Source organism: Xanthomonas sp. WHRI 8932A (assembly GCF_035012785.1).
Taxonomy (GTDB): domain Bacteria; phylum Pseudomonadota; class Gammaproteobacteria; order Xanthomonadales; family Xanthomonadaceae; genus Xanthomonas.
The window spans coordinates 97,533-118,103 of record NZ_JAYGQQ010000007.1 but is presented as its reverse complement, the minus strand read 5'-3'; the positions used below and the strand labels follow the sequence as shown (position 1 = coordinate 118,103).

The 20,571-nt window shown below is 65.0% G+C and carries 11 protein-coding genes; 4 read left to right on the top strand and 7 right to left on the bottom strand.

The genetic code is table 11. The annotated features are described in order from the left end of the window. Positions 1-126: 126 nt before the first annotated feature. From VC212_RS12865 to VC212_RS12835, 7 genes are all read right to left on the bottom strand, one after another. Positions 127-3,030, bottom strand: a complete 2,904-nt coding sequence (locus VC212_RS12865; RefSeq protein WP_323526002.1) for a TIM-barrel domain-containing protein — start codon at positions 3,028-3,030, stop codon at positions 127-129. 59 nt (positions 3,031-3,089) lie between these two features. Beyond that, complete coding sequence (galD, locus tag VC212_RS12860) at positions 3,090-4,832, bottom strand: GH35 family beta-galactosidase GalD (RefSeq protein ID WP_323526001.1); 1,743 nt, start codon at positions 4,830-4,832, stop codon at positions 3,090-3,092. An 11-nt stretch (positions 4,833-4,843) separates the two neighbouring features. Then, on the bottom strand, positions 4,844-6,760 hold the full coding sequence (locus VC212_RS12855) for a sialate O-acetylesterase (protein WP_323526000.1): 1,917 nt from the start codon (positions 6,758-6,760) through the stop codon (positions 4,844-4,846). Positions 6,761-6,866: 106 nt separating this feature from the next. Further along, the gene (locus VC212_RS12850; protein ID WP_323525999.1) at positions 6,867-9,125 is read right to left on the bottom strand and encodes a cellulase; all 2,259 of its coding nucleotides are present in this window, start codon (positions 9,123-9,125) and stop codon (positions 6,867-6,869) included. Between the two features lie 111 nt (positions 9,126-9,236). Beyond that, the gene (locus VC212_RS12845) at positions 9,237-11,957 is read right to left on the bottom strand and encodes a TonB-dependent receptor (RefSeq protein WP_115527624.1); all 2,721 of its coding nucleotides are present in this window, start codon (positions 11,955-11,957) and stop codon (positions 9,237-9,239) included. Positions 11,958-12,291: 334 nt separating this feature from the next. Next, complete coding sequence (locus VC212_RS12840) at positions 12,292-15,225, bottom strand: TonB-dependent receptor (RefSeq protein WP_323525998.1); 2,934 nt, start codon at positions 15,223-15,225, stop codon at positions 12,292-12,294. 259 nt (positions 15,226-15,484) lie between these two features. After that, the gene (locus VC212_RS12835; RefSeq protein ID WP_055844203.1) at positions 15,485-16,456 is read right to left on the bottom strand and encodes a LysR family transcriptional regulator; all 972 of its coding nucleotides are present in this window, start codon (positions 16,454-16,456) and stop codon (positions 15,485-15,487) included. Between the two features lie 414 nt (positions 16,457-16,870). Between VC212_RS12835 and VC212_RS12830 the strand changes: the two genes are divergently transcribed. The 4 genes from VC212_RS12830 to VC212_RS12815 are packed head-to-tail and all read left to right on the top strand — an operon-like array spanning position 16,871 to position 20,428. Continuing rightward, positions 16,871-17,503: a 2-dehydro-3-deoxy-6-phosphogalactonate aldolase gene (locus VC212_RS12830; protein ID WP_115527621.1), complete on the top strand. Its 633-nt coding sequence runs from the start codon at positions 16,871-16,873 to the stop codon at positions 17,501-17,503. After that, the gene (gene dgoD, locus VC212_RS12825; RefSeq protein ID WP_323525997.1) at positions 17,500-18,648 is read left to right on the top strand and encodes a galactonate dehydratase; all 1,149 of its coding nucleotides are present in this window, start codon (positions 17,500-17,502) and stop codon (positions 18,646-18,648) included. Before VC212_RS12830 ends, dgoD begins: the two co-directional genes overlap by 4 nt. Continuing rightward, on the top strand, positions 18,642-19,553 hold the full coding sequence (locus tag VC212_RS12820) for an SMP-30/gluconolactonase/LRE family protein (RefSeq protein WP_323525996.1): 912 nt from the start codon (positions 18,642-18,644) through the stop codon (positions 19,551-19,553). The genes dgoD and VC212_RS12820 overlap by 7 nt, the downstream gene beginning before the upstream one ends. Then, complete coding sequence (locus VC212_RS12815; RefSeq protein ID WP_323525995.1) at positions 19,550-20,428, top strand: 2-dehydro-3-deoxygalactonokinase; 879 nt, start codon at positions 19,550-19,552, stop codon at positions 20,426-20,428. Before VC212_RS12820 ends, VC212_RS12815 begins: the two co-directional genes overlap by 4 nt. Positions 20,429-20,571: the final 143 nt, after the last annotated feature.

Here is a 20,571-nt window from a genome sequence, read left to right as displayed (position 1 = left end):
CCGGTTGCCTTGCACAGTTCCCGACGGGTCAGCACGGCCACCGCCGTGTTGCATCACCGGAACCGCCCGCGACTGCCTTGCGGCGTTCCGGCATCTGCTTGCTCATCGACTGAAGACAGCCTGCGATCATCGACGACGCGCTTTGCCGGACGCAATCTTGCGCTGCAACACGCTGACCGCCTTGCCGTCGTACTGGAGGCTGGTGTCGGTCTTGGGCTCGAGCGCACCGGCATCGTCGCGTGGGCCATCGACGAAGCGCACATTGATGGTGCGTTTGGCCTGCATGCCGGTCCAGCTGCCTTCGCGCTTGCCGATGCTCAGCTCGCCCTTGGCCTGGTTCCACACCAGCGGAATGCGGCTGAACTCGCCCTTCTCGTAGCCATAGCCCTTGCCGTCGTCTTCGTACAGCGAGAACTGGCCGTCGGCGCCGGTGTAGACCACCACGGTGAGCGGCGCGTCGGGTTTTTGGTCCACATATTCCTGCACCGGGCCGGTCGGCACGATGGAGCCGGCACGCACGAACAGCGGCATGCGTTCGATCGGCGCGGCCGCTTCGATGGTCTGGCCGCCGTCGTAACGCTTGCCGGTGGCGAAATCGAGCCAGCTGGTGCCGGCCGGCAGATACACCTGACGCGAGGTGGCGCCGAAGCGGGTCACCGGTGCGACCAGGAACGCCGGTCCGAACAGGTACTGGTCGTTGATGTCGCGCGCCTTCGCATCATCCGGGAAGTCCATCATCATGCCGCGCATGATCACGCCATCGCGCTGATAGGTATCGCCGGCCAGGCTGTAGATGTACGGCAGCAACGCATAACGCAGGCGATTGTAGTAAGCCATGCTGTCGTAGAACGGCGTGCCTTCCGGGGCGATGTTCCAGATTTCGCGGTACGGGAACTGGCCGTGCGAGCGGAAGATCGGCACGAACGCACCGAACTGGAACCAGCGCGTATTGAGCTCGCGCCATTCCGGCAGATGCGCCGGGTCCTGGTTCTCGTAGCGCTTCTCCACCGCAAACCCGCCGATGTCGAAGGTCCAGTTGGGCAGGCCCGACAGCGCCATGTTGACGCCGGCGGAAATCTGGTCGTGCATGTCGTCCCAACGCGACACGATATCGCCGCTCCACACCGCCACCGCATTGCGCTGGGTGCCGGCATAGCCCTTGCGCGAGAGGATGAACACGCGCTTGTCGTCAGCCGCACGGTCGCCTTCGTAGACGCCATGGGTGTGCGGCAGCGGGTAGGAATTGAAGTATTCGGTGGACGAGCCCAGCGCGGTCGGCGTGGTGCGTGCCTTGCGCTCGCCGATGTCCAGGTTGGAGTGCACGTCCGGCTCGTCGGCGTCCATCCACCACGCATCGAAGCCCTTGCTGTTGAGCTTCTCGTTGACCTGGCGCCAATAGATCGCCTGCGCCTTCTCCGAGTACGGGTCGTAGAACGAGTTTTTGTAGCCCTTGGCGATCCAGTCCAGCTCACCCACTTCCACGTTGCGCTTGTACATGAAACCGGCGGCATCCAGTTCCTTGTAGTTGGCGGTGGTGGGATAGAACTTGGGCCAGATCGAAATCATGATTTGCGCGTGCATGTCGTGCACGGACTTGACCATGCCATCCGGATCCGGGAAGTGCTTCGGGTCGAAATCATGCGAACCCCAGGCGTTTTCCGGCCAGTACGACCAGTCGAGCACGATGTTGTCCAGCGACAGCTTGCGCTTGCGGTACTCGGCCAGCACGCCGACCAACTCATCCTGGCTTTTGTAACGCTCGCGGCTCTGCCAGAAACCATAGGCCCACTTGGGCAGCATCACCGACTTGCCGGTGAGTTCGCGGTAGCCGGCCACGGCCTGGTCGTAGGAATCGGCCGAGACGAAGTAGTAGTCGATCATCTGGCCGGCTTCAGACCACAGCGAGAGATCTTTCGCTTCCGCTGCCGGCAGCGGGTCGCGATGCAGCAGCGCGATATAGCTGGGGTCGATCAGATCCCATTCGACCTTGACGGTGTGGCGCTTGCCCGGCTCCAGGTCCAGCTTGAACTCGTGATTCCACGGGTTCCAGTTCTGCCGCCAGCGATCGATCACCAGCTTGCCGTCCACGTACAACTTGGCGTATTCGCTCGAATACAGCGAGAAGGTGTGCTCGCCACCGGTGAGCGCTTCGATCTCGCCCTCCCAGGTGACCTGCATGCGGCTGTCCTTGTCCTTGGTGATGGCCTTCTTCGGGAACTTGGTCAGGTCGCTGAGGTACTGGTAGTTCACCTCGCTCTCGCGACGCTCCAGCACCTGCTTGCCGTTGATGGCATAGCGTGCGGTCAGTGCGCCGGCCTTGCCCTTGGCGTCGTACAACTTGAGCGTCTTGGGCAGCGGCTGCAGACCGCGCGGGTCGCCCAGGCGGCTGATCGAGTTGTTGTCCCACAGCAGGCCATAGTTGCGGCTGGACACCAGGTACGGCACCGCCATGTCGATGTTGTTCTGCTGCAATTCGACGTTGCGGCCCTTCTGATTCATCCAGCCCTGCTGGTGCTGGCCGAAGCCGTACAACGCTTCGTCATCGGGCGACTGGAAGCGCTGGCGCACGCTCAGGTACTGCTTGCCTTCGACCTTGAGCGGGGCAAAGCTGCGCCCGCCGGCCACTTCGGACAGCACCGGCTTGCCATTGGCATCGGCGAAGCTGACATGGCCGTCGACGGTGGACACCGTGGCGGTCACCTTGCCGGTCTTCAGCTGCACGCTGTCGGCCTGCTCGGCCACCTGGAAGGCGCTATCGCCATGCACCGGCACGCGCATCAGGCTGGGGCTGCGTGCGAAGTCGCCGTCCGGATCGGCGCTGACGCGGATGATGCCGGCATCGACCACCTGCAGGCGCACCGGTGCGGCGCCCTTGGCGCTCGGCACCACGGTGACGCCATCGGCGGCCTTGCGCACTTCCTGCGCATGCGCGGCATTGGCCAACAGGGCCAGCGACAACGCCAGGCAATGGGCAAGCGGTGTACGTCGGTTGGCAGGCGCGGCGCCGGCGGAACGGATGGTGGTTTGCATGGTCACTCCCTTTGAATTTCGAAACGCTGCCGCGGGGGCGGCAGCGCATGGGTTGCTGATTATTTGTAGGTGGCGAGCTTGATCTTGAGCAGCTGTGGCACGCTGGAAAAATTGACGCCGTAATCGGTCTGGTCGCCGTTCCAATTGCGCTGGAACTTCCACTGGGTGTCTTCGTACACGCCTTCCTCGACACGGTCGTAGAACATGTTCGCGGTGGCGTCACTGGCCGGGTGCAAGGTCACGCGCACGTGGTAACCGGTGACCAGAAATTCATCCGGGCCCAGCTCGGCGATCAACGCCGCGCCGATCGGTTCCGGGTTGCCCGGCGGCTCGCCCTTGAACCAGAACTGTGGCACGCCGTAGGTGATGGTGGCGCTCCAGCGGTCGTTGAGCTTGAGCTCCTGCACGGCCTGGCCGGGCTCTTCGGCGGTGCCGTGCAGCTTGCCTTCAGAGGCGGCCTTGGCGAACGGGCGCATACCCATGCTCACCGCCTGGAAGCCGAGCGCGAACGGTGCCAGCGTTTCTTCATTGACGTGCTTGGCGCCCAGCGGATAGTTGGAATAGCGCGTGTAGTCCATACCAAACGCGGACCAGCCGATGCCGTTGTGGCCCAGCGTGGGATACAGGTAACGCGCGTATTCCTGGCGGTTGCCGGTTTCGGCCACGAACAAGGCGTTGTCCGGGCGCGCGTAACGCTCCAGCACCGTGGTGTACATGCGGTATTCGGGCATGTAGATATCCGGCGCCAGCAGATCGATATGCGGGCCGGCCGCCTTCCAGACATCGAGCACGTTGTCGGTGGGGCCACCGCTGGCGTACTGGCCGGGCTGTCCCGGATTGAACGGGCCACGCAGCGCGGCATTGACGTACATCGGCAACGGATACTCGGCCTTGCCGGCTTCGGCGACCTGATCGATGTAACGCCCGATCGACCACGCATGGAAGATTTCATCGGCATCGGCGCCGAACACCTGCGCCCAGCTGCCCGGCTGCTTGTTCAAGCGCTTGAGCAGTGCCTCCGGTACCGGGCCGTCGAATAGTTTTTGCGCCATCGGCGAAAAGTCGCGCACGCTGCCGTAGGTGCCCGGCTCGTTTTCCGGCTGGATCATGATCACGGTGTGTTGCGGGTCGACCTTTTTCAGGTGCTGCATGAAGGCGACGAAGGCCTTGCGATCGGCATCCAGCGTGGCCTGCGCATGCGGCGACAGCGACCCGATCGCCTTGCCCTCGCGAGTGATCACACGCGGGAAGCGCTGGTTGTCGGCCTTGACCCACAACGGCGCGTAGGCCGGGCCATTGTTTTTCCAGGTCGCAAACCACAACAGCACCAGCCGCACCTTGTGCTCGCGCGCCTGGCTCAGCAGCGTGTCGACGAAGGAGAAATCGAACTTGCCTTCTTCCGGTTCGACCTGTTCCCAGGCGATCGGCACCTGCACGGTGTTGGGGCCCAGCACCTGCATGGCCGGCCACACCTTGTCCATCACGCCGGAATAGTTGCTGGAGTTGTTGACCTGCGCGCCCAGGATCAGGAACGGCGCGCCATCGACCATCAAGGCATGCTTGCCGTCCTTGCTGACGAACTGCGGCATCGCTGTCTGCGCGGCCGGTGTCTGTGCGCTTACCGGCGTTGCCGCTGCGGTGCTTGCAGCCGGCGTGGAGGCGGCAGGCTTAGCTGCATCGCCCTGCTCGCCGGACTGGCACGCGGCCAAGGCCAGCGTCAGCGCGGACAGCAGCAGCGGACGCAGGCAACGCCGCGCGTTGGAATAGGTGATGGCATGTGCAACGGGGGAATACATGGACATAAGGCTCCGTGTCACCAGGTATCGGTGCGGAAGGGGGAAACAGGAAGGGCGTCGCGATTGATCAGGTTGGCGTCGTCGGGGTTCTCGCTCCAGCCGTAGCGCACTGCCACGGGTGCAGGTACCGCATCGCTCTGCACGCTCACCCGATCGCCGTCGATGCGCGCGGTGGCCGGATGGAACTGCTTGTCGGCACCAGCGACACGCAAGCCCTGCACTGCACCGCCGCCACGTACCTGCAGCGCACTGCCCTGCAGGTCGAATGTCAGCACCGCCTTGCCACCTTCAAACCTTGCCCGCTTGAACACCGGCGCGCTGTACACCAGCGTTTCGCCGTACGCCACGTGCCGCGCCGCCAGCGCCAGACGATGGCCGACATCGCGCTTGTTGGTGGGATGGATGTCGGTGGGGTTGCCGATATCGATGATCACCGCCTGCCCGGTCGCCTGCAGCGCCAGCGTCTTGGACTGCGACTCGCGCAACAGCGCCCACGGGCTCAGTTCGCCCTTATCGCCGCCGGCCTTGAAGTTGGCCAGCTGCACCCACAAAAATGGCAGCGCCTTGGCGCCGCGCTCGGCACGCCATTGCTGGATCATCGCGGCGAACTGCTCGCGATACGCCACTGCTCCGTTGTCGGTGGCGTTGGTTTCACCCTGGTACCAGATCACGCCCTTGACCGGGAACGGCTGCAGCGGGTGGATCATCTGGTTGTAGAGCAGCGTGGGCAGCTGGTTCTTGTTGTCGACCAACGACACGCGCACCTGCGCCGGGCGGAATTTCCAGCCGCTCAGCGCGCGCTTGGCGCCATCGTTGGTCTGCACGAAGCGCTGCTCATCCGGGCCGTGCATGCCGCCACCGCCGCTGAGGTCTTCTACCCGCACGGCGATGTGATTGACGCCGGCATGCAGTGCCGCCGCCGGCACGCTGTAGACGCGCGGCAGATTCCATTGTTTCTCGGTGCTGCCTACTTGCTGGCCGTTGACGTAGGTGATGTCCGAATCGTCGATCTGGCCCACGCCCAGGGTAATGCCGGCCTTCGCCTCGGCAGCGCTCAAGGTCACCGTAGTGCGGTACCAGGCAATGCCATCCATGCCGTCGTAACCGCTGGATTCCCATTGTTGGGTGGTGGGGATGCTGTCCCAATCGCTGTCGTTGAACTCGGCGTCGCGCCATTGCGGCATGTCGCCGTCGACCTTGGGCCAGCGCGCGATGCGCTTGCCGGTGGCGGCCTGTGCGGCAGCGTCGCGTTGCTTGATCGCCTCGATCGCGCCCTGGTTCTGCTCGGCATTCAAGCCCAGCGATGCAGCATCCATCCACGCCTCGATCGCACTGCCGCCCCAGGTGCTGTTGACGATGCCGATCGGCACGCCGGTGCTGGCGCGCAGCTCTTTGGCGAAGAAATACCCCACCGCGGTGAACTCGCCGGCAGTGGCCGGCGTGGCGGCCTTCCACTCGCCACCGGTCAAGCGCGCTTCCGGCTGCACCGACCACGACTTGGGTACCTTGAAGTGGCGTAACTGCGGGTCGTTGGCGGCGGCGACCGCCTGCGGGCCATCGTTGGCCTGCGCCAACGTAAATTCCATATTCGATTGCCCGCTGGCTAGCCATACATCGCCGACCAGCACGTCGCGCACCTGCAGCTGCCCACCATCGCCCTGCACGCTCAACACATACGGGCCGCCCGCCTTGTGCGCGGGCAGGCTCACCTTCCAGGCGCCCTGTGCGTCGGCTTTGGCGGTGGCGCGCCTGCCATCGAAGCTGACCGTGATCGCGGCATTGGGCGATGCCCACCCCCACACCGGCATGGGCTGGTCGCGCTGCAACACCGCGCCATCGGCAAACAACAGCGGCAGGGTCGGCTGGGCCAGCGCGAGCGGGCTGGCCAGCACCAGACCCAGCAGGCAGGCGCGGCGAACGAGAGGTGCGGTCATGCGGTGATCTCCAGGAACAGCGCGGCCGGTCGGCGCGCAACGAGGCGATAGGGAATGCAGCGGGTCAAGGTACGGCAGCGCGATGCCGCGCGCAGGCACGCAGCGCTCATCGTGGATCACCGTAAAAAATGCCACGGCCACCGGTGGCGAAGTAGACGCGACCAGGACGTCGTGGGTCGCCGGTGACGCTGTAAGGCTTGCCGAAACGGTGCGCGTCGTCGTTGATGCGCAGCCACTGCGCGCCGTCATCGTCGGAGCGGAATACGCCATCTACACCGGCCACGCGCCCGGCCAGATACAGCGCTGGCGGTGCGCCATCGCGCAGGGGCTTGCCGATGCCCAGCGAGCGCGCTTCGTCCGGCTTGGACAGGGTCTGCAAGCGTCCGTTCTGCCAACGCATCACGCCCAGCGAAGGGCTGGCCAGATATACCACGCCGGCACGCCAGGGGTCGGGCCGCAGCTGCGGACGCGCACGCTCATCGCGTGCAGGGTTGCCGACCTGGTGCCCGGTATCGCGGAAGCTGGCCGCGCCATCAGTACTTTCGTAAAAGTGTCCGCTGACGGTGTCGGCGGCATACCAGCGCTGCGCATCGACGCGGTCGGCCACCACCACCGCCGTGTCGGGCAGCCCTTGCACGCGTTGCCAGTGCCTGCCGACATCGGCCGTGCGCCAGTTGCCACCGTTGTTGGGCGTCCAGACCACCTGCGATGCATCGGCCGCGATGGCAATGGTGCCCGCGCCCTGCCCGGCCGGTGGTTCACTGGCAAACGCGCTCCAGTGCGCGCCACCATCGCGCGACAGCAGCGCGCGGATCTCGTTGTTGCGACGGTCGCGCACGGTACCGCTGCGTACCACCGTCAGCGGCACCTGTCCTGCAGCATCGATGCTCTCGCCGTTGGTCAGACGCGGGCCGGCATACTGCAGCTGCGCGGTATCCAGAGTGTCGTGGCGAAACCCATCGATATCGCCCAGCGCGCTGAGCAAATGCGCGCCGGCCATCGGGCTGAGCAAGTCCAACGGCACGGTCTCTTCCAGCCCCCGGTCCTGGAACCACCACTGCAACGGCTGCCGCGTGTCGGCGAAATCGCGCAGATTGCGCGAGGCCCAGATGCCGTAGCCGGTGACGAACAGCGCGTGGTTGCTGTCGAACGGATCGATCGCCAGTGCGCCGATCCAGTGCGGTGTCGCCTGCGCGGTCCACGGCGCGGCGCTGTGATCGAACACCGCATCGGCCAACAATGGCGTCCAGTGCTTGCCGCCGTCGACGCTGCGAAACAGCTCATCGCGCGGCGTCCGCCGGCGGAAGGTACTGGCCAGCAGCACCTGTGGATCGTGCGGGTCCACCGACACCGCGCCCCAGCCGAAGCCATCGCCAGTGGCCGGTTGCGGAATCGGGCTGATCTCGCTCCAGCGCCCCTGCGCCGGGCTGTACTTCCACAGCGCACCACCGGCCATCAGGTCCGGGCCGGGCTGATCGCCGTAGCTGAGATACCACTGCCCATCGCGGCCGCCGTCCATATGGCTGGGGCGCAAGCCGTGCGGCTGCCCGGCTACCGCCGACCAGGTGCGACCGGCGTCGTCGGACACATACAGGCTGGTGTGTGCGGTGGAAACGCCAACGTAGATCCGTGGCGTGGGACTGCCAGCGCGGCCGCTGGCGGCGTCGAACACGACAAAGGCAATCCCCACCGCCTGGTCGCGTCCGACATGGTTGCGCGCGGTGGCGCCGGCCATTGCCTGGGCAGGGAATCCGTCCACACGCGCCCAGTGCGCGCCGCGATCGTCGCTGCGCCACAGGCCTGCATCACGTGCGCCCAGCAACAGCACACGACCATCGTGCGGGTCCACCGCCAGCCGTTCGCCGTTGGCGCGGCCCAGTTGATTGCCGCCCAGTTTGAACGGCAGATCGGCGCGCTTGAAGCTGCGGCCGCGATCGAACGAACGCAGCACCGCGGCATTGCCGGCGCGCGTGTGCATATAGGTCCCAGCGGCCAGATAGATAGCGGCGGGATTGGCAGGGTCGATGGCGAATGCATCGATACCCATCAGATTCCAGTCGTCGGCGCCCAACCAATCGGTCAGTGCCACCCACTGTTGCGCACGCGCATCCCAGCGATACGCGCCACCGACATCGGTGCGCGCATAGGCAAGATTGCGTTCGGCGGGATGAAACAGCACACCGGTGACAAAGCCGCCACCGCCAATGGCCACGCTGCGCCACTGGTACGGCCCCTGCGTGACGGGCTCGGCCGCGTGCACGTGAGACGTCATGAAGAGCAACACCAGCGTCAGGCAAACAGCTGTCAGCCACGCATGTGCTGCGAAAAGGCGGCGCTTAGTAGGCGGATCGATCATGGCGATCATTCCTCCGGCTCCCTTCGCGATCGACGGCAGCGCCATCGATAGGAAAAACACCGGTCCAACGAGCTGCCTGCACAGCTCGCCGGACCGGAGACGCACTTCCTACGGCGCGTTCTACAGGCTGGCCCGCAATGTCAGGCCATACCGACGATCGTTGATCACAAAGTCGCGGTAGCGCGACTCGTTACCCAGGTAGCTTTCGCGACGGGTATCGAGCAGATTCACGCCGTCCAGCGAAATCGACCACACAGCATTGATGTTGAAACGCAGCGAGGCATCCAGCTGGCCGAAGCCCTTGTTGTAGACCGGCAGATTGCCGGTGCCGTTGCCTGCGGTGGTCACCAGCCAGTCGCTGCGCCAGTTGTAGGCCACACGGCCCTGGAAGCGCGAGGTTTCGTAGCTGAGGATCGCGTTGTAGCTGTTCTTGGACAGGCCTTCCAGCGGCACCGTCAACGACTGGCCGTTGGTGTCGGTGGCAGTCGGGCTCGGCGCCTCGCTGTCGACGTAGGTGTAGTTGGTCTGCACGCCGAAGCCGCTCAACCAGCCCGGCAGGAAGTCGAAGAACTGCGTGTAGCCCAGTTCCGCGCCGCGGATCTTGCCCGAGTCGCCATTGACCGGACGGGTGATCTGCCACACCTGGCCGTCGTACACCTCGTTGAAGACGGCGTTGGCGATGAAGCCTTCCACCTTCTTGTAGAACAAGGTGCCGTACATCATCGAGCCCTGGCCGAAGTACCACTCCAGCGCGGTGTCGAACTGGTCGGCCTTGACCGCTTCCAGACTCGGATTACCTGCGGCACCGGTGAAGGTCGACGCACCGTTGGAGGTACCGGTGCTCAGGCTCAGGTTCGGATTGAGGCGATCGAAGGTCGGGCGCGAAATGCCGCGCGAGGCCGCAAAACGCCACTGCAGCTGATCGCTCAGCATCCAACGCAGGTTCAAGCTCGGCAGCACGTCGGTGTAGGTCTGCTGTGCATCGACCGGAATCAGACCGCCGCCTTCAGCGTCGGTGCCGGTCCGCACGCCCTGCGAGCCGACTTCGGTCCGCACCACGCGCACACCGATGTTGCCGTCGAACGGGATGTCGCCATCCACGCCGAAGCGCAGCACGCCGTAGGCGGCGTAGGTCTTCTCGTTCTGCGTGTTGATGTTGTTGGGCGCAAATTCCAGCGGGGTGCCGCCAAAGGTCGCAAGCGTCTGCTCGTAGTTACCCACAGCCACATCGGATGCGGTCAAGGTCGGGCCGAAGGTGCTGCTCTTGCCACGGAAGAAGTCGGTGATCGGGTTGGTCACGACGCCCACGGTGGGGAACTGCGAGAACGGTGTGCCGGCGCATCCGTTGATGCACATGAAACGGAACACGTTGCCCTTGGTCTCGGCATCGCGGTCGGTGTAACGCACGCCGGCCTTGAAGCTGCGCACGAAATCGCTGTCGAACGCCAGATCCATATCCGAACGCCAGGCGAATTCGGTGCCCTTGTTGTCGTCCTTGTTATCCAGGTGCCAGCGCCAGCCGTTGTAGTTGTCCTGGTTGGCCAGGAAACCTTCGGCACCGCTTGCATCGGTCACCGACAACTTGGGCAGGTCGCCGCGGAAATCGATATTGAAGAACGGCGTGTTGTTCAAGCCGGTCGCCACGATGTAACGCGTGCCGGTGGTGGTGGCATCGACATACTGGAAGTCGGTGCTCAGGGTCAGCTTTTCGTTGACCGTCCACTTGGCGCCCAGCGAGTAATCGGTGGTCACCGAATGCCGCTCGGTCAGGCTGGTGTTGGAGTCGGCCGGCACGTTCTGGAAGGTGCCGTTGACGAACTCGTTGCGGTCGTTGATCTGGATGCCCGGCGTGCCCTGCATCGGGTTGGCACCGGTCAACGCGAAGAACGAATAGTCGTGCCAGCTGAAGTCGTAGTCCGAACGCAGCACCTGCGTATAGACCTCGACCGCATCGTTAGGACGCCACTGCATCGCAAACGCGCCGGTCTTGCGCTCGCGCTCGCCGACGGTGGTGTTGATACCGGCGCCGTGCGGCACCGAGATCTGCTGGCCTTCATAGCCCGGCAGATCGGTCTGGGTGTACCAGGGCTCGATCGAAATGGTGTCCTGGCGGAACGGGCTCTTCTGCTGCGAGTAGTTCACCAGGATGCCGATCTCGCCGATCCCGGTCTGCCAGCGATCGCTGAACAGGCCAGAGAACGCCGGCTTGCCGTCGTCGGCCAGGTCGTAATGGTTGTACTGCACACTACCGGCGATCTTGCGGCCGTCGTAATCGAACGGCAGACGCGTGCGCAGGTCGACGGTGCCGCCCAGGCCACCTTCGATCATGTCGGCAGACGGGTTCTTGTACACGTTGACGCCGCCAAGCAGCTCGGCCGACACGTCTTCAAAGCTCAGGCCGCGGCCGTCGTTGGCGGTGAAGATGTCACGGCCATTGAGTTCGGTACGCACCTGGGTCAGACCACGGATGGCGATCGAGCTGCCTTCGCCGTAGTTGCGCGAAATCTGGATGCCGGAGATGCGCTGCAGCGCCTCGGCGACGTTGTTGTCGGGCAGCTTGCCGATGTCTTCGGCGACGATCGAATCGACGATCTGCTCGGCGTTCTGCTTGACCAGCTGCGCCTTGGTGACGCTGCTGCGCGTGCCGGTGACCTGCACGGTGTCCAGCTGCTGGGTGGTGGCGTCCGATGCGGGCGCGGCAGTGGTGGTCGCATCCTGCGCGTAGGCCTGCGCGCTCAGCAGCGTGGCCACACTGATGGCCATCACGGAGCGGCGGAAATCACGGATCGAACGCTGACCCACAGTCCGGCCTGCCGGAATGTGGCGATATTGCACTGACATGGTGCTCCCTCCCAGGACGCATGTACTACTCGTTTTAGCGGGCCGGTGCGCGAACGCCCTGCCCGTCGTTGTTGCTGGCCCGCATCTGCCACCCGGACAAGACCGGAGGCGCGGATGCGTGGTCGCCCTGGCGGGCAGACCTGCGGCTGCGGCGGGAGCATAGGGCGCGGCCGTCATGCCACACCAATGAAATATTCCTGGAAAGGTATTCGTTAAAGCTATAGCAAGCCCGTTAAACCCGATTGCTCTGGCATCGGCAGGCAGGGTAAGTGGCCCGGCAGAAGCGGACTCGACTCTGCGAGTCCGCGCACAGTGGATCCGTGATCGACGTCGCTTACCAGTTCATGCGCAGCACCAGCGAGTAGCGCCGGTCGTTGACGAAGGACGAGCGCGTGTACAGGCGCGGGTCCACTTCGCCGTCCGCATACGAGGTCGGGCCCATCAGCACCTTGGTCACGGTATTGGTCAGGTTGTTGGCCTGCACGCCCAGCTGCAGATGGTCGTTGAAGCGGTAGAAGAACGAGCCGTCGAGCTGGCCGTAGTCGTCGGCCCAGGTCGGCAGGCGCGTGGCCGCATCGCTGGTGGTCAACAGATAACGCGAGCGCCAGTTGTAGGCCAGGCGCAGCGACAGCGGGCCCTTCTCGTAGATGCCGGCCAGGTTGTAGCTGCGCCGCGACAAGCCTTCCAGCGGCAGCTCGACACCGGTCACCGTGGTGCGGGTGTACGGGTCGATGGCGGTATTGGCGCCGCCCTTGCTGTCGACGAAGGTGAAGTTGGCGTTGATGCCGAACCCGCTCATCCAGCCCGGCAGTTCGTCGAAGAACTGCGTGTAGCCCACTTCGGCGCCACGGATGGTGCCTTCGTCGGTGTTGTACGGCCGGGTCACCAGCCACTCGCGGTTGTCGTAGGTCTCGCTGCGGGTCTGGGTGGAGAAGTAATCCTTGACCTTCTTGTAGAACAGCGTGGTGTACAGCATGTCGCTGCTGTCGAAGTACCACTCCAGCGCGGTGTCGAACTGGTTGGCGGTCATCGGCTTGAGGGTCGGATTGCCCGCAGTGCCGACGAAATTGGTCGCATTGCCGGCGTCGTCGGTTTCCACGTTGAGCAATACGTATGGCTGCAACTGGGTGTAATCCGGGCGCGCCATCGCCTTGGACGCAGCGATACGCCACTGCAAGGTATCGGTGAAGCGGAAGCGCATGTTCAAGCTCGGCAGCACATTGGTGTAGCTGCCCTGCGCGTTGTTGTCGAAGTACTGGCCGGTGTAACGGGCCTGCAGCTCCGGCGACACGTTCAACCCGGACAGGTCCTGAAACTGACCGAAGCCTTCGGCCTGGGTCTTGGTCTGCACGATGCGCACGCCGATATTGCCGTCCACCGGAACACCCCATGCCTCGTCGTTGCCGAAGTACAGCGCCGCGTACGCGGCCTGGGTGCGCTCGAACTGGCGATTGGTGTCCTGCGGCTGATAGGTATCCGGCGCCCAGCCGTAGCCACGCAATGCCACGATCTGCTGTTGCAGCAGGTCCGATGCGCGCCGGTAGTTCTTGACCAGGCCACCGTTGGGCACCACCAGTGTGGTGGGCACATTCACGCCGCCACGGAAGAAATTGGAGAAGGTGAACCGCGACGACTCGTCGGGCAGGTATTGCGACATGTCCGCCAGGCCCGTCGCGCTGCCGGGGATCGCCGCCCAGTTGTCCGACAACACGCCCCAGTTGTACCCGGAGTTCTTGTTGGTCTGGTTACGGTCGGTGGCGCGCATGCCAAAGCGCATGAAGCGCAGCCAGCTGCTGTCCTGGAAGGTGTATTCCAGGTCCACGCGGGTAGAGAGCTGCCGTCCGCGGTTCTTGCCCAGGTGATCCATCGCCGCCGCCCAGAAATAATTGGACGGGTCCTGGGTGAAGCCCTGGTTGGCGATCTGCACGGTCGGATACTTGCCCGACACGTCATAGGTCAAGCCAGGCAGATAGGTCGCGCTGAACACGGTGAAGTCCAGCTGGTCGTTCTCCGACTGCACCAGCTGCACATCGCCCTTGATCTGCAGGTTGTCGTTGAAATAGTGGCTGAAGCCCACCGACAGGTCCGAGGTGGTGGTGCGCTGCTCGGAATAGCGGTTGTCGGTATTGAAGCGCACGCCGTCGCCGGTCAGCACGCCGCGCCAGGAGTTGGACACCGGCGAGCCGCGCTGGAAGACGCCGTCCTGGTCGTACTCGAAGGTGGTGCCGGGTGCCGGGCTGATGCTGTTGTTGCTGTCGTTGAAGAACGCCGCGCGCTCCTGCCAGTTCATGTCGTAACGCGAGCGCAGGTATTGCGCGTAGATCTCGGTCTGGTCGCTGGGCTTCCACTGGAACGCTGCGGCAATCCCGTCGCGCTTGCGTTCGAAATCCAGCTGACGCCAGTTGACGCCACCGGGCACGTACACCTCGCTGCGCCCGCTGCCGGCCAGTACCGCGTCGTCGGTGCGCCGCACATACGGCTCCACCTGGATGCCGTCCGAGCGTGTCGCCAGTTCCGAATGGGCGATATCGATCATGAAGCCCATTTCGCCGACACCGGTGTCCCAGCGATCGCTGAACAAGAACGACGCCGACGGCTTGTACTTCTTGCTCATGTCGCCGTAATTGACGTCGATATTGCCGCCGACGATGCGCCCCGGGTTGTCGAAGGGCATGCGCGTGCGCAGGTTGACCGTGCCGCCCAGACCGCCTTCGATGATTTCTGCCGAGGGGTTTTTGTACACGTCCACGCCGGCCATCAACTCGGCCGGCACGTCTTCAAAGCTCAAGCCACGGCCGCTGGCGGCGCTGAAGATGTCGCGGCCATTGAGTTCGCCGCGCACCTGGGTCAGGCCGCGGATCATCACGCCACTGCCTTCGGCCGAAAAGTGGTCCGGGTCGCTGCGCGCGGCAAAGTGGTCGATGGTCACGCCACTGACGCGCTGCAGGGTTTCGGTGACGCTGCGGTCGGGCAGCGCACCGATGTCTTCGGCACTGACCGAATCCACGATCTGGGTGGAGTCGCGCTTGATCACCTGCGACTTGATCAGGCTGGCGCGCACACCGCGCACCTCCACCGTATCCAGGTCCACCGCGCTGGCGCCGGCCTTGTTCGAGGCAGCGCCCGGCGACGATTGCGCCTGTTGCGCATACACCGGTGCGGCAAGCAACACGCCGATGCTGACGGCCATGGCCGAGTGACGCAGATGTTGCAGACGACAGGCGCGCACGCCCATACCTGCCGAGGCATGGCTTGAAAACTTGAACATCTGAATCCCTCCCAGGACGCAAGACGACTGAAGACTGGTTGTCGCGGCGCAAGACGCCCCGCGTGATCGGGTGGAAACAGGCACTGATGCCGATCTCCACCGTTGCTCAACTTGGCGGCTTGGCCGCCGATCACCTGCCCGACTTCACGTGCGCTTCAGCGTGCGATCTGGCGCACAGATATAGGCGCACGGTCTAGCGCCAGCCAATGAAAAATTCACGGACTGGTATTACTTCACGGAATAGAAATGGAAGAGCCCGCTAGGTAAGGGATTCCGGCCCGCGCAGACCGGGGTACAAGCGGCGCGCCGTAGTCCGCAGCGCTTGCAGGATGCGCTCGGCACCCGGCGGCAGGATGTAATCGCGCCGACGGATGATGCCGAACGACTCCATCCGCACCCCCAGCTCGATCGGCAGCACCGTCAGCAACTTGGCCTGGATCAGCGGCGCCACCGATTCCACCGGCAATGCGGTCAACATGTCGGTGCCGCGCAACAGCGTGGAAGTCACCGGCAACGACGAGGTTTCGATGGCGTTGGTCGGCGTCTGCACGCCGTGCTCCATGAACATCGAGTCCAGCCGCGCGCGCAGCACGCTGTCGGCCGGCGGCAGGATCCAGCCATACCGCACCAGGTCCGCATGCTGCAGGCCGACGCGGCTGGCCAGCGGATGGCCGGCACGGGCGATCACCGAATGCGGCTCATCGGCCAGCGGCTCGAATTCCAGTTCGCCCACGCCTTCCGGGCCGAGGATGCGGCCGATCACGATGTCCAGCTGACCATCCAGCAACTTGGCAACGAGCGGGCGGCTGTAGTCCATCTCCACCCGCACCAGGATGTCCGGAAACTCGCGCTTGACCTCGGCAATGGCCTGCGGCACCAGATTGGTTCCTGGATTGACCACCGTCCCGATCGAGGCCTGGCCCATGCGGCCGGCGCGCAACGCAGCGATTTCTTCCTGCGCGCGGCCAATCTCCGACATCGCCGCACGGGCACGCCGGATCAACACATGGCCGTACCAGGTGGGCTCCACGCCGCGGGCATGCCGCTCGAACAATTTGACCCCCAGCATGTCTTCCATCTCGGCCAGCAGCTTGGACGCGGCCGGCTGGGTCATGCTGGCGGCCTCGGCCGCACGCAATACCGAGCGCTGTTCGTGCAGATGCAGCAATAGCAGCAGTTGACGCGTCTTGAGGCGGGCTGCGTTGAACCAGGGAGTACCGGAATTTGCCATGGGGTGCGGTTGCGGCTGTGTATTCGTCGGAGGAATAGAATATGCCGAAAATTTCATTTGCAGCACATATCTCCCCAGGCGAGGCTAGCGCTCGCCGCAGCAGGAGCCCCTACCTCCCGGGCGCGGCCAGAACAGACGTGACCGCCTTTGATCAGGTGGCAGCACGCACGCCATGACCGCGGAGGTGGACGACGATGACGGCATCTTGCCGGCCACTTGCAGGCCGTAGCGGTAGACATGTCGCGCATCACGCGCGCATCGACCACCCGGGCGCCCGCCCACCCGCGCTTCGTTTTCTTCTCCGGATTGCGCATCGGCAGCACCTGCTTGCCGCGCGCAGTCGCGCAAGCTCCCACGACGTTGCCGGCCATCTGGCCGCCAACGGCCGCTTTCCGCTCTATCGCGAGTAACACCATGACCTCAGACACCACCGCCAGCCTGTTCGCCTTGCCACTGATCGCCATCCTGCGTGGCATCACGCCGGAAGAAACGCTGGACCATGTCGGCGCACTGATCGACGCCGGCTTCGATGCGATCGAGATCCCGCTCAATTCGCCGCGTTGGGAACAGAGCATCGCCCTCGCCCAGCAAACCTATGGCGAGCGCGCCTGGATCGGTGCCGGCACCGTGCTGCGTAATGAAGACGTCGACACCCTGGCCGACATCGGCGCGCGCTTCATCGTCACCCCCAACACGCGCCCCAGCCTGATCCGCCATGCGGTGTCGCGCGGGCTGACCGTGGTGGCCGGCTTCGCCACCGCCAGCGAGGCGTTCGACGCCATCGACGCCGGCGCAACGATCCTGAAGCTGTTCCCGGCCGCGACCTATGGCGCTGCGCATGTGCGCGCGCTGCGCTCGGTGCTGCCCACCCACATCCCGGTCTACGTGGTCGGCGGCGTCAGCCCGCAGACCCTGGCCGGCTTCATCGCCCAGGGCGCCGCCGGCGCCGGCATCGGTGGCGAACTGTACAAACCCGCGCAATCACTCGAAACGACCCAGACGCATGCACGCAACTTCGTGCAGGCCTACCAGGAACTGCAAGGATGAAGATCACCCGCCTCACCACCTACCACGCCGCACCGCGCTGGTTGTTCCTCAAGGTCGAGACCGACGAGGGCATCACCGGCTGGGGCGAGCCGGTCATCGAAGGCCGCGCGCGTAGCGTGGAAGCGGCCGTGCACGAACTGGCCGGCTATGTCGTCGGCAAGGACCCGGCGCGCATCAACGACTTGTGGCAGACCATGTACCGCGCCGGGTTCTACCGCGGCGGCGCCATCCTGATGAGCGCCATCGCCGGTATCGACCAGGCGCTGTGGGACATCAAGGGCAAGGCGCTGGGCGTGCCGGTGTACGAGCTGCTGGGCGGGCTGGTGCGCGATCGCATGAAGACCTACCGCTGGGTCGGCGGCGACCGCCCCGGCGCCATCATTCAGCAGATCACCGACTACCGCGCGCTGGGCTTTGACACCTTCAAGTTCAACGGCACCGAAGAAATGAAGCTGATCGACAGCGCGCGCGCCGTCGATGCCGCCGTGGTGAAGGTCGCCGAAATCCGCGAAGCCTTCGGCAACACCATCGACTTCGGCATCGACTTCCACGGCCGCGTCGGCGCACCGATGGCCAAGGCGTTGCTGCGCGAGCTCGAACCGTTCAAGCCGCTGTTCGTCGAAGAACCGGTGCTGGCCGAACAGGCCGAGTACTACCCGCGCCTGGCCGCCAGCACCTCGATTCCGCTGGCGGCCGGCGAGCGCATGTTTTCGCGCTTCGAATTCAAGAACGTGCTGTGCGCCGGTGGCATCGGCATGGTGCAGCCGGACCTGTCGCATGCCGGCGGCATTACCGAGTGCGTCAAGATCGCCGCGATGGCCGAAGCCTACGACGTCGGCTTTGCCCCGCACTGCCCGCTCGGCCCGATTGCGCTGGCTGCCTGTCTGCACGTCGACTTCGTCTCGCACAACGCGGTACTGCAGGAACAGAGCATCGGCATCCATTACAACGAAGGCGCCGACCTGCTCGATTACGTCATCAATAAAGAAGATTTTCAGTGCGTGGATGGCAGTATCGCCGCACTGCCCAAGCCCGGGCTCGGTGTGGAAATCGACGAAGAGATGCTCAAGCGCGCAAACGAAAATCCGCCTGACTGGCGCAACCCGGTGTGGCGCCACGCCGACGGCAGCATCGCCGAATGGTGAGCATGCCCGAGCACACCGCCGTACTGGCGGTCGACAGCCGCTGCACGCACGGCGAAGGCGTGCTGTGGTGCGAACGGCGCGAGGCGTTGTACTGGGTCGACATCAGCGAAAAACGCCTGTGGCGGCATCATCCGGCCAGCGCGCAGACGCGCTACTGGACGCTGCCCGATCGCCCCGGCTGCCTCGGCCTGATGGACGATGGCCGCCTGCTGATCGCACTGGCCAAGGCCATCGGCATCGCCGACCCGGACAGCACCGAAGACGACGTGTTGCCCTTCGAAAAACTGGCCGATATCGAGGCAGACAACCCGCTGACGCGCAGCAACGATGGCCGCGCCGATCGGCACGGCAATCTGGTGTTCGGCACCATGGACGAACACGACAACAAGACCGCGCGCGGCGCGATGTATCAGTTCTCGCTGGCACATGGCTTACGCGCATTGCCACTGCCGGGCGTGTCGATCCCCAACTCGATCTGCTTCAGCCTCGACGGCCGCACACTGTATTACTGCGACTCGGTGCGCCCGCAGATTCTGTGCTGCGACTACGACCCGGAGACCGCGCAAACCAGCAACGCGCGCGTGTTCACCACCCTGGACCGCGACGACGCCGAGCCGGACGGCTCGATCATCGACAGCGAAGGCCATCTGTGGAATGCGCAATGGCGCGCCTCGCGCGTGGTGCGCTATCGCCCCGACGGCAGTGTCGAGCGCATCGTGCACCTGCCGGTCAAACACCCCACCTGCAGCGCCTTCGGTGGCGCGGCGCTGGATCGCCTGCACGTGATCTCCTCGCGCCTGGACCATAGCGCCGAAGAACTCGCACGCATGCCAGAAGCCGGCGGCCTGTTCGTCTGCGACGTCGCCATCGCCGGCCTGCCCGAAAGCCGGGTGGCCAGCGCATGATCGCGGTCGATTGGGGTACCAGCAGCCTGCGCGCCTACCTGCTCGACGCCACCGGCGCCGTGCTCGATCAACGCCGTGGCAGCGACGGCATCCTCGCCTGCCAGGGCCGCTTCGGCGAGGTCCTGAGCACATTGATCGACGGCTGGGACGGCCCGGTCGTGCTGTCGGGCATGATCGGCAGCCGCAACGGTTGGGTCGAACAGGCCTACCTGCCCTGCCCGGCCGACACCGCCGCATTGGCCGCTGCCATGCGCCGCTACGACGATCTGCTGCCCGGCCGCACGCTGTGGTTCGTCCCCGGCGTCAGCACCGGCGCGCAGCATGGCGTGCCGGATGTCATGCGCGGCGAAGAAACCCAACTGGTCGGCCTGATCGCCACACTTGGCGACGGCGACCACATCGCCTGCCTGCCCGGCACGCACAGCAAATGGGCGACGATCGCCAACGGCAAGCTGACCGACTTCGCCACCGTGATGACCGGCGAGCTGTACGCGGTGCTGCGCCAGCACAGCATCCTCGGCAAGCTGATGCCCGACGACCATGCCGATCTCGATGAGGCCGCATTCCTGTCAGGCGTGGATCGCAGCGCCGAACCTGGCGGCCTCAGTCACCACTTGTTCGGCACCCGCACGCTGGGCCTGTTCGACCGCCTCAGCGCACAGGCCCTGCCCTCGTATCTCTCGGGCCTGCTGATCGGCCACGAGCTACGCGAGCATCGCGGCAGCCACGCCACTGTGCATCTGGTCGGCAGCCCCGCCCTGGCGCAGCGTTACGCCCTGGCGTTGACGCACCTGGGCGTCGCCACACAACAACACCCGGAAGACCTGGCCGCCACCGGCCTGTTCGCGCTGGCCCGGCAACACGGCCTGACCTGAGTTCCCTGAGGGGAGACAGGATGCAAAGCCCCTCTCTCCCCGTGGGGCGAGAAGGCACGGCTTGCGCGCCAGCGGCGCGCGGGCCTTGGAGCGCCCGCGCCGCAAGCGCGGGCCGGGACGCGGAGCGGAGGTTGGAGTGAGGG

Bases quoted from the DNA above. Each gene is read 5' to 3' on its own strand.
- galD (WP_323526001.1), bottom strand. From the start codon at position 4,832: ATGTCCATGTATTCCCCCGTTGCACATGCCATCACCTATTCCAACGCG.
- VC212_RS12865 (WP_323526002.1), bottom strand. From the start codon at position 3,030: ATGCAAACCACCATCCGTTCCGCCGGCGCCGCGCCTGCCAACCGACGT.
- dgoD (WP_323525997.1), top strand. From the start codon at position 17,500: ATGAAGATCACCCGCCTCACCACCTACCACGCCGCACCGCGCTGGTTG.
- VC212_RS12830 (WP_115527621.1), top strand. From the start codon at position 16,871: ATGACCTCAGACACCACCGCCAGCCTGTTCGCCTTGCCACTGATCGCC.
- VC212_RS12840 (WP_323525998.1), bottom strand. From the start codon at position 15,225: ATGTTCAAGTTTTCAAGCCATGCCTCGGCAGGTATGGGCGTGCGCGCC.
- VC212_RS12850 (WP_323525999.1), bottom strand. From the start codon at position 9,125: ATGATCGCCATGATCGATCCGCCTACTAAGCGCCGCCTTTTCGCAGCA.
- VC212_RS12845 (WP_115527624.1), bottom strand. From the start codon at position 11,957: ATGTCAGTGCAATATCGCCACATTCCGGCAGGCCGGACTGTGGGTCAG.
- VC212_RS12855 (WP_323526000.1), bottom strand. From the start codon at position 6,760: ATGACCGCACCTCTCGTTCGCCGCGCCTGCCTGCTGGGTCTGGTGCTG.
- VC212_RS12815 (WP_323525995.1), top strand. From the start codon at position 19,550: ATGATCGCGGTCGATTGGGGTACCAGCAGCCTGCGCGCCTACCTGCTC.
- VC212_RS12820 (WP_323525996.1), top strand. From the start codon at position 18,642: ATGGTGAGCATGCCCGAGCACACCGCCGTACTGGCGGTCGACAGCCGC.
- VC212_RS12835 (WP_055844203.1), bottom strand. From the start codon at position 16,456: ATGGCAAATTCCGGTACTCCCTGGTTCAACGCAGCCCGCCTCAAGACG.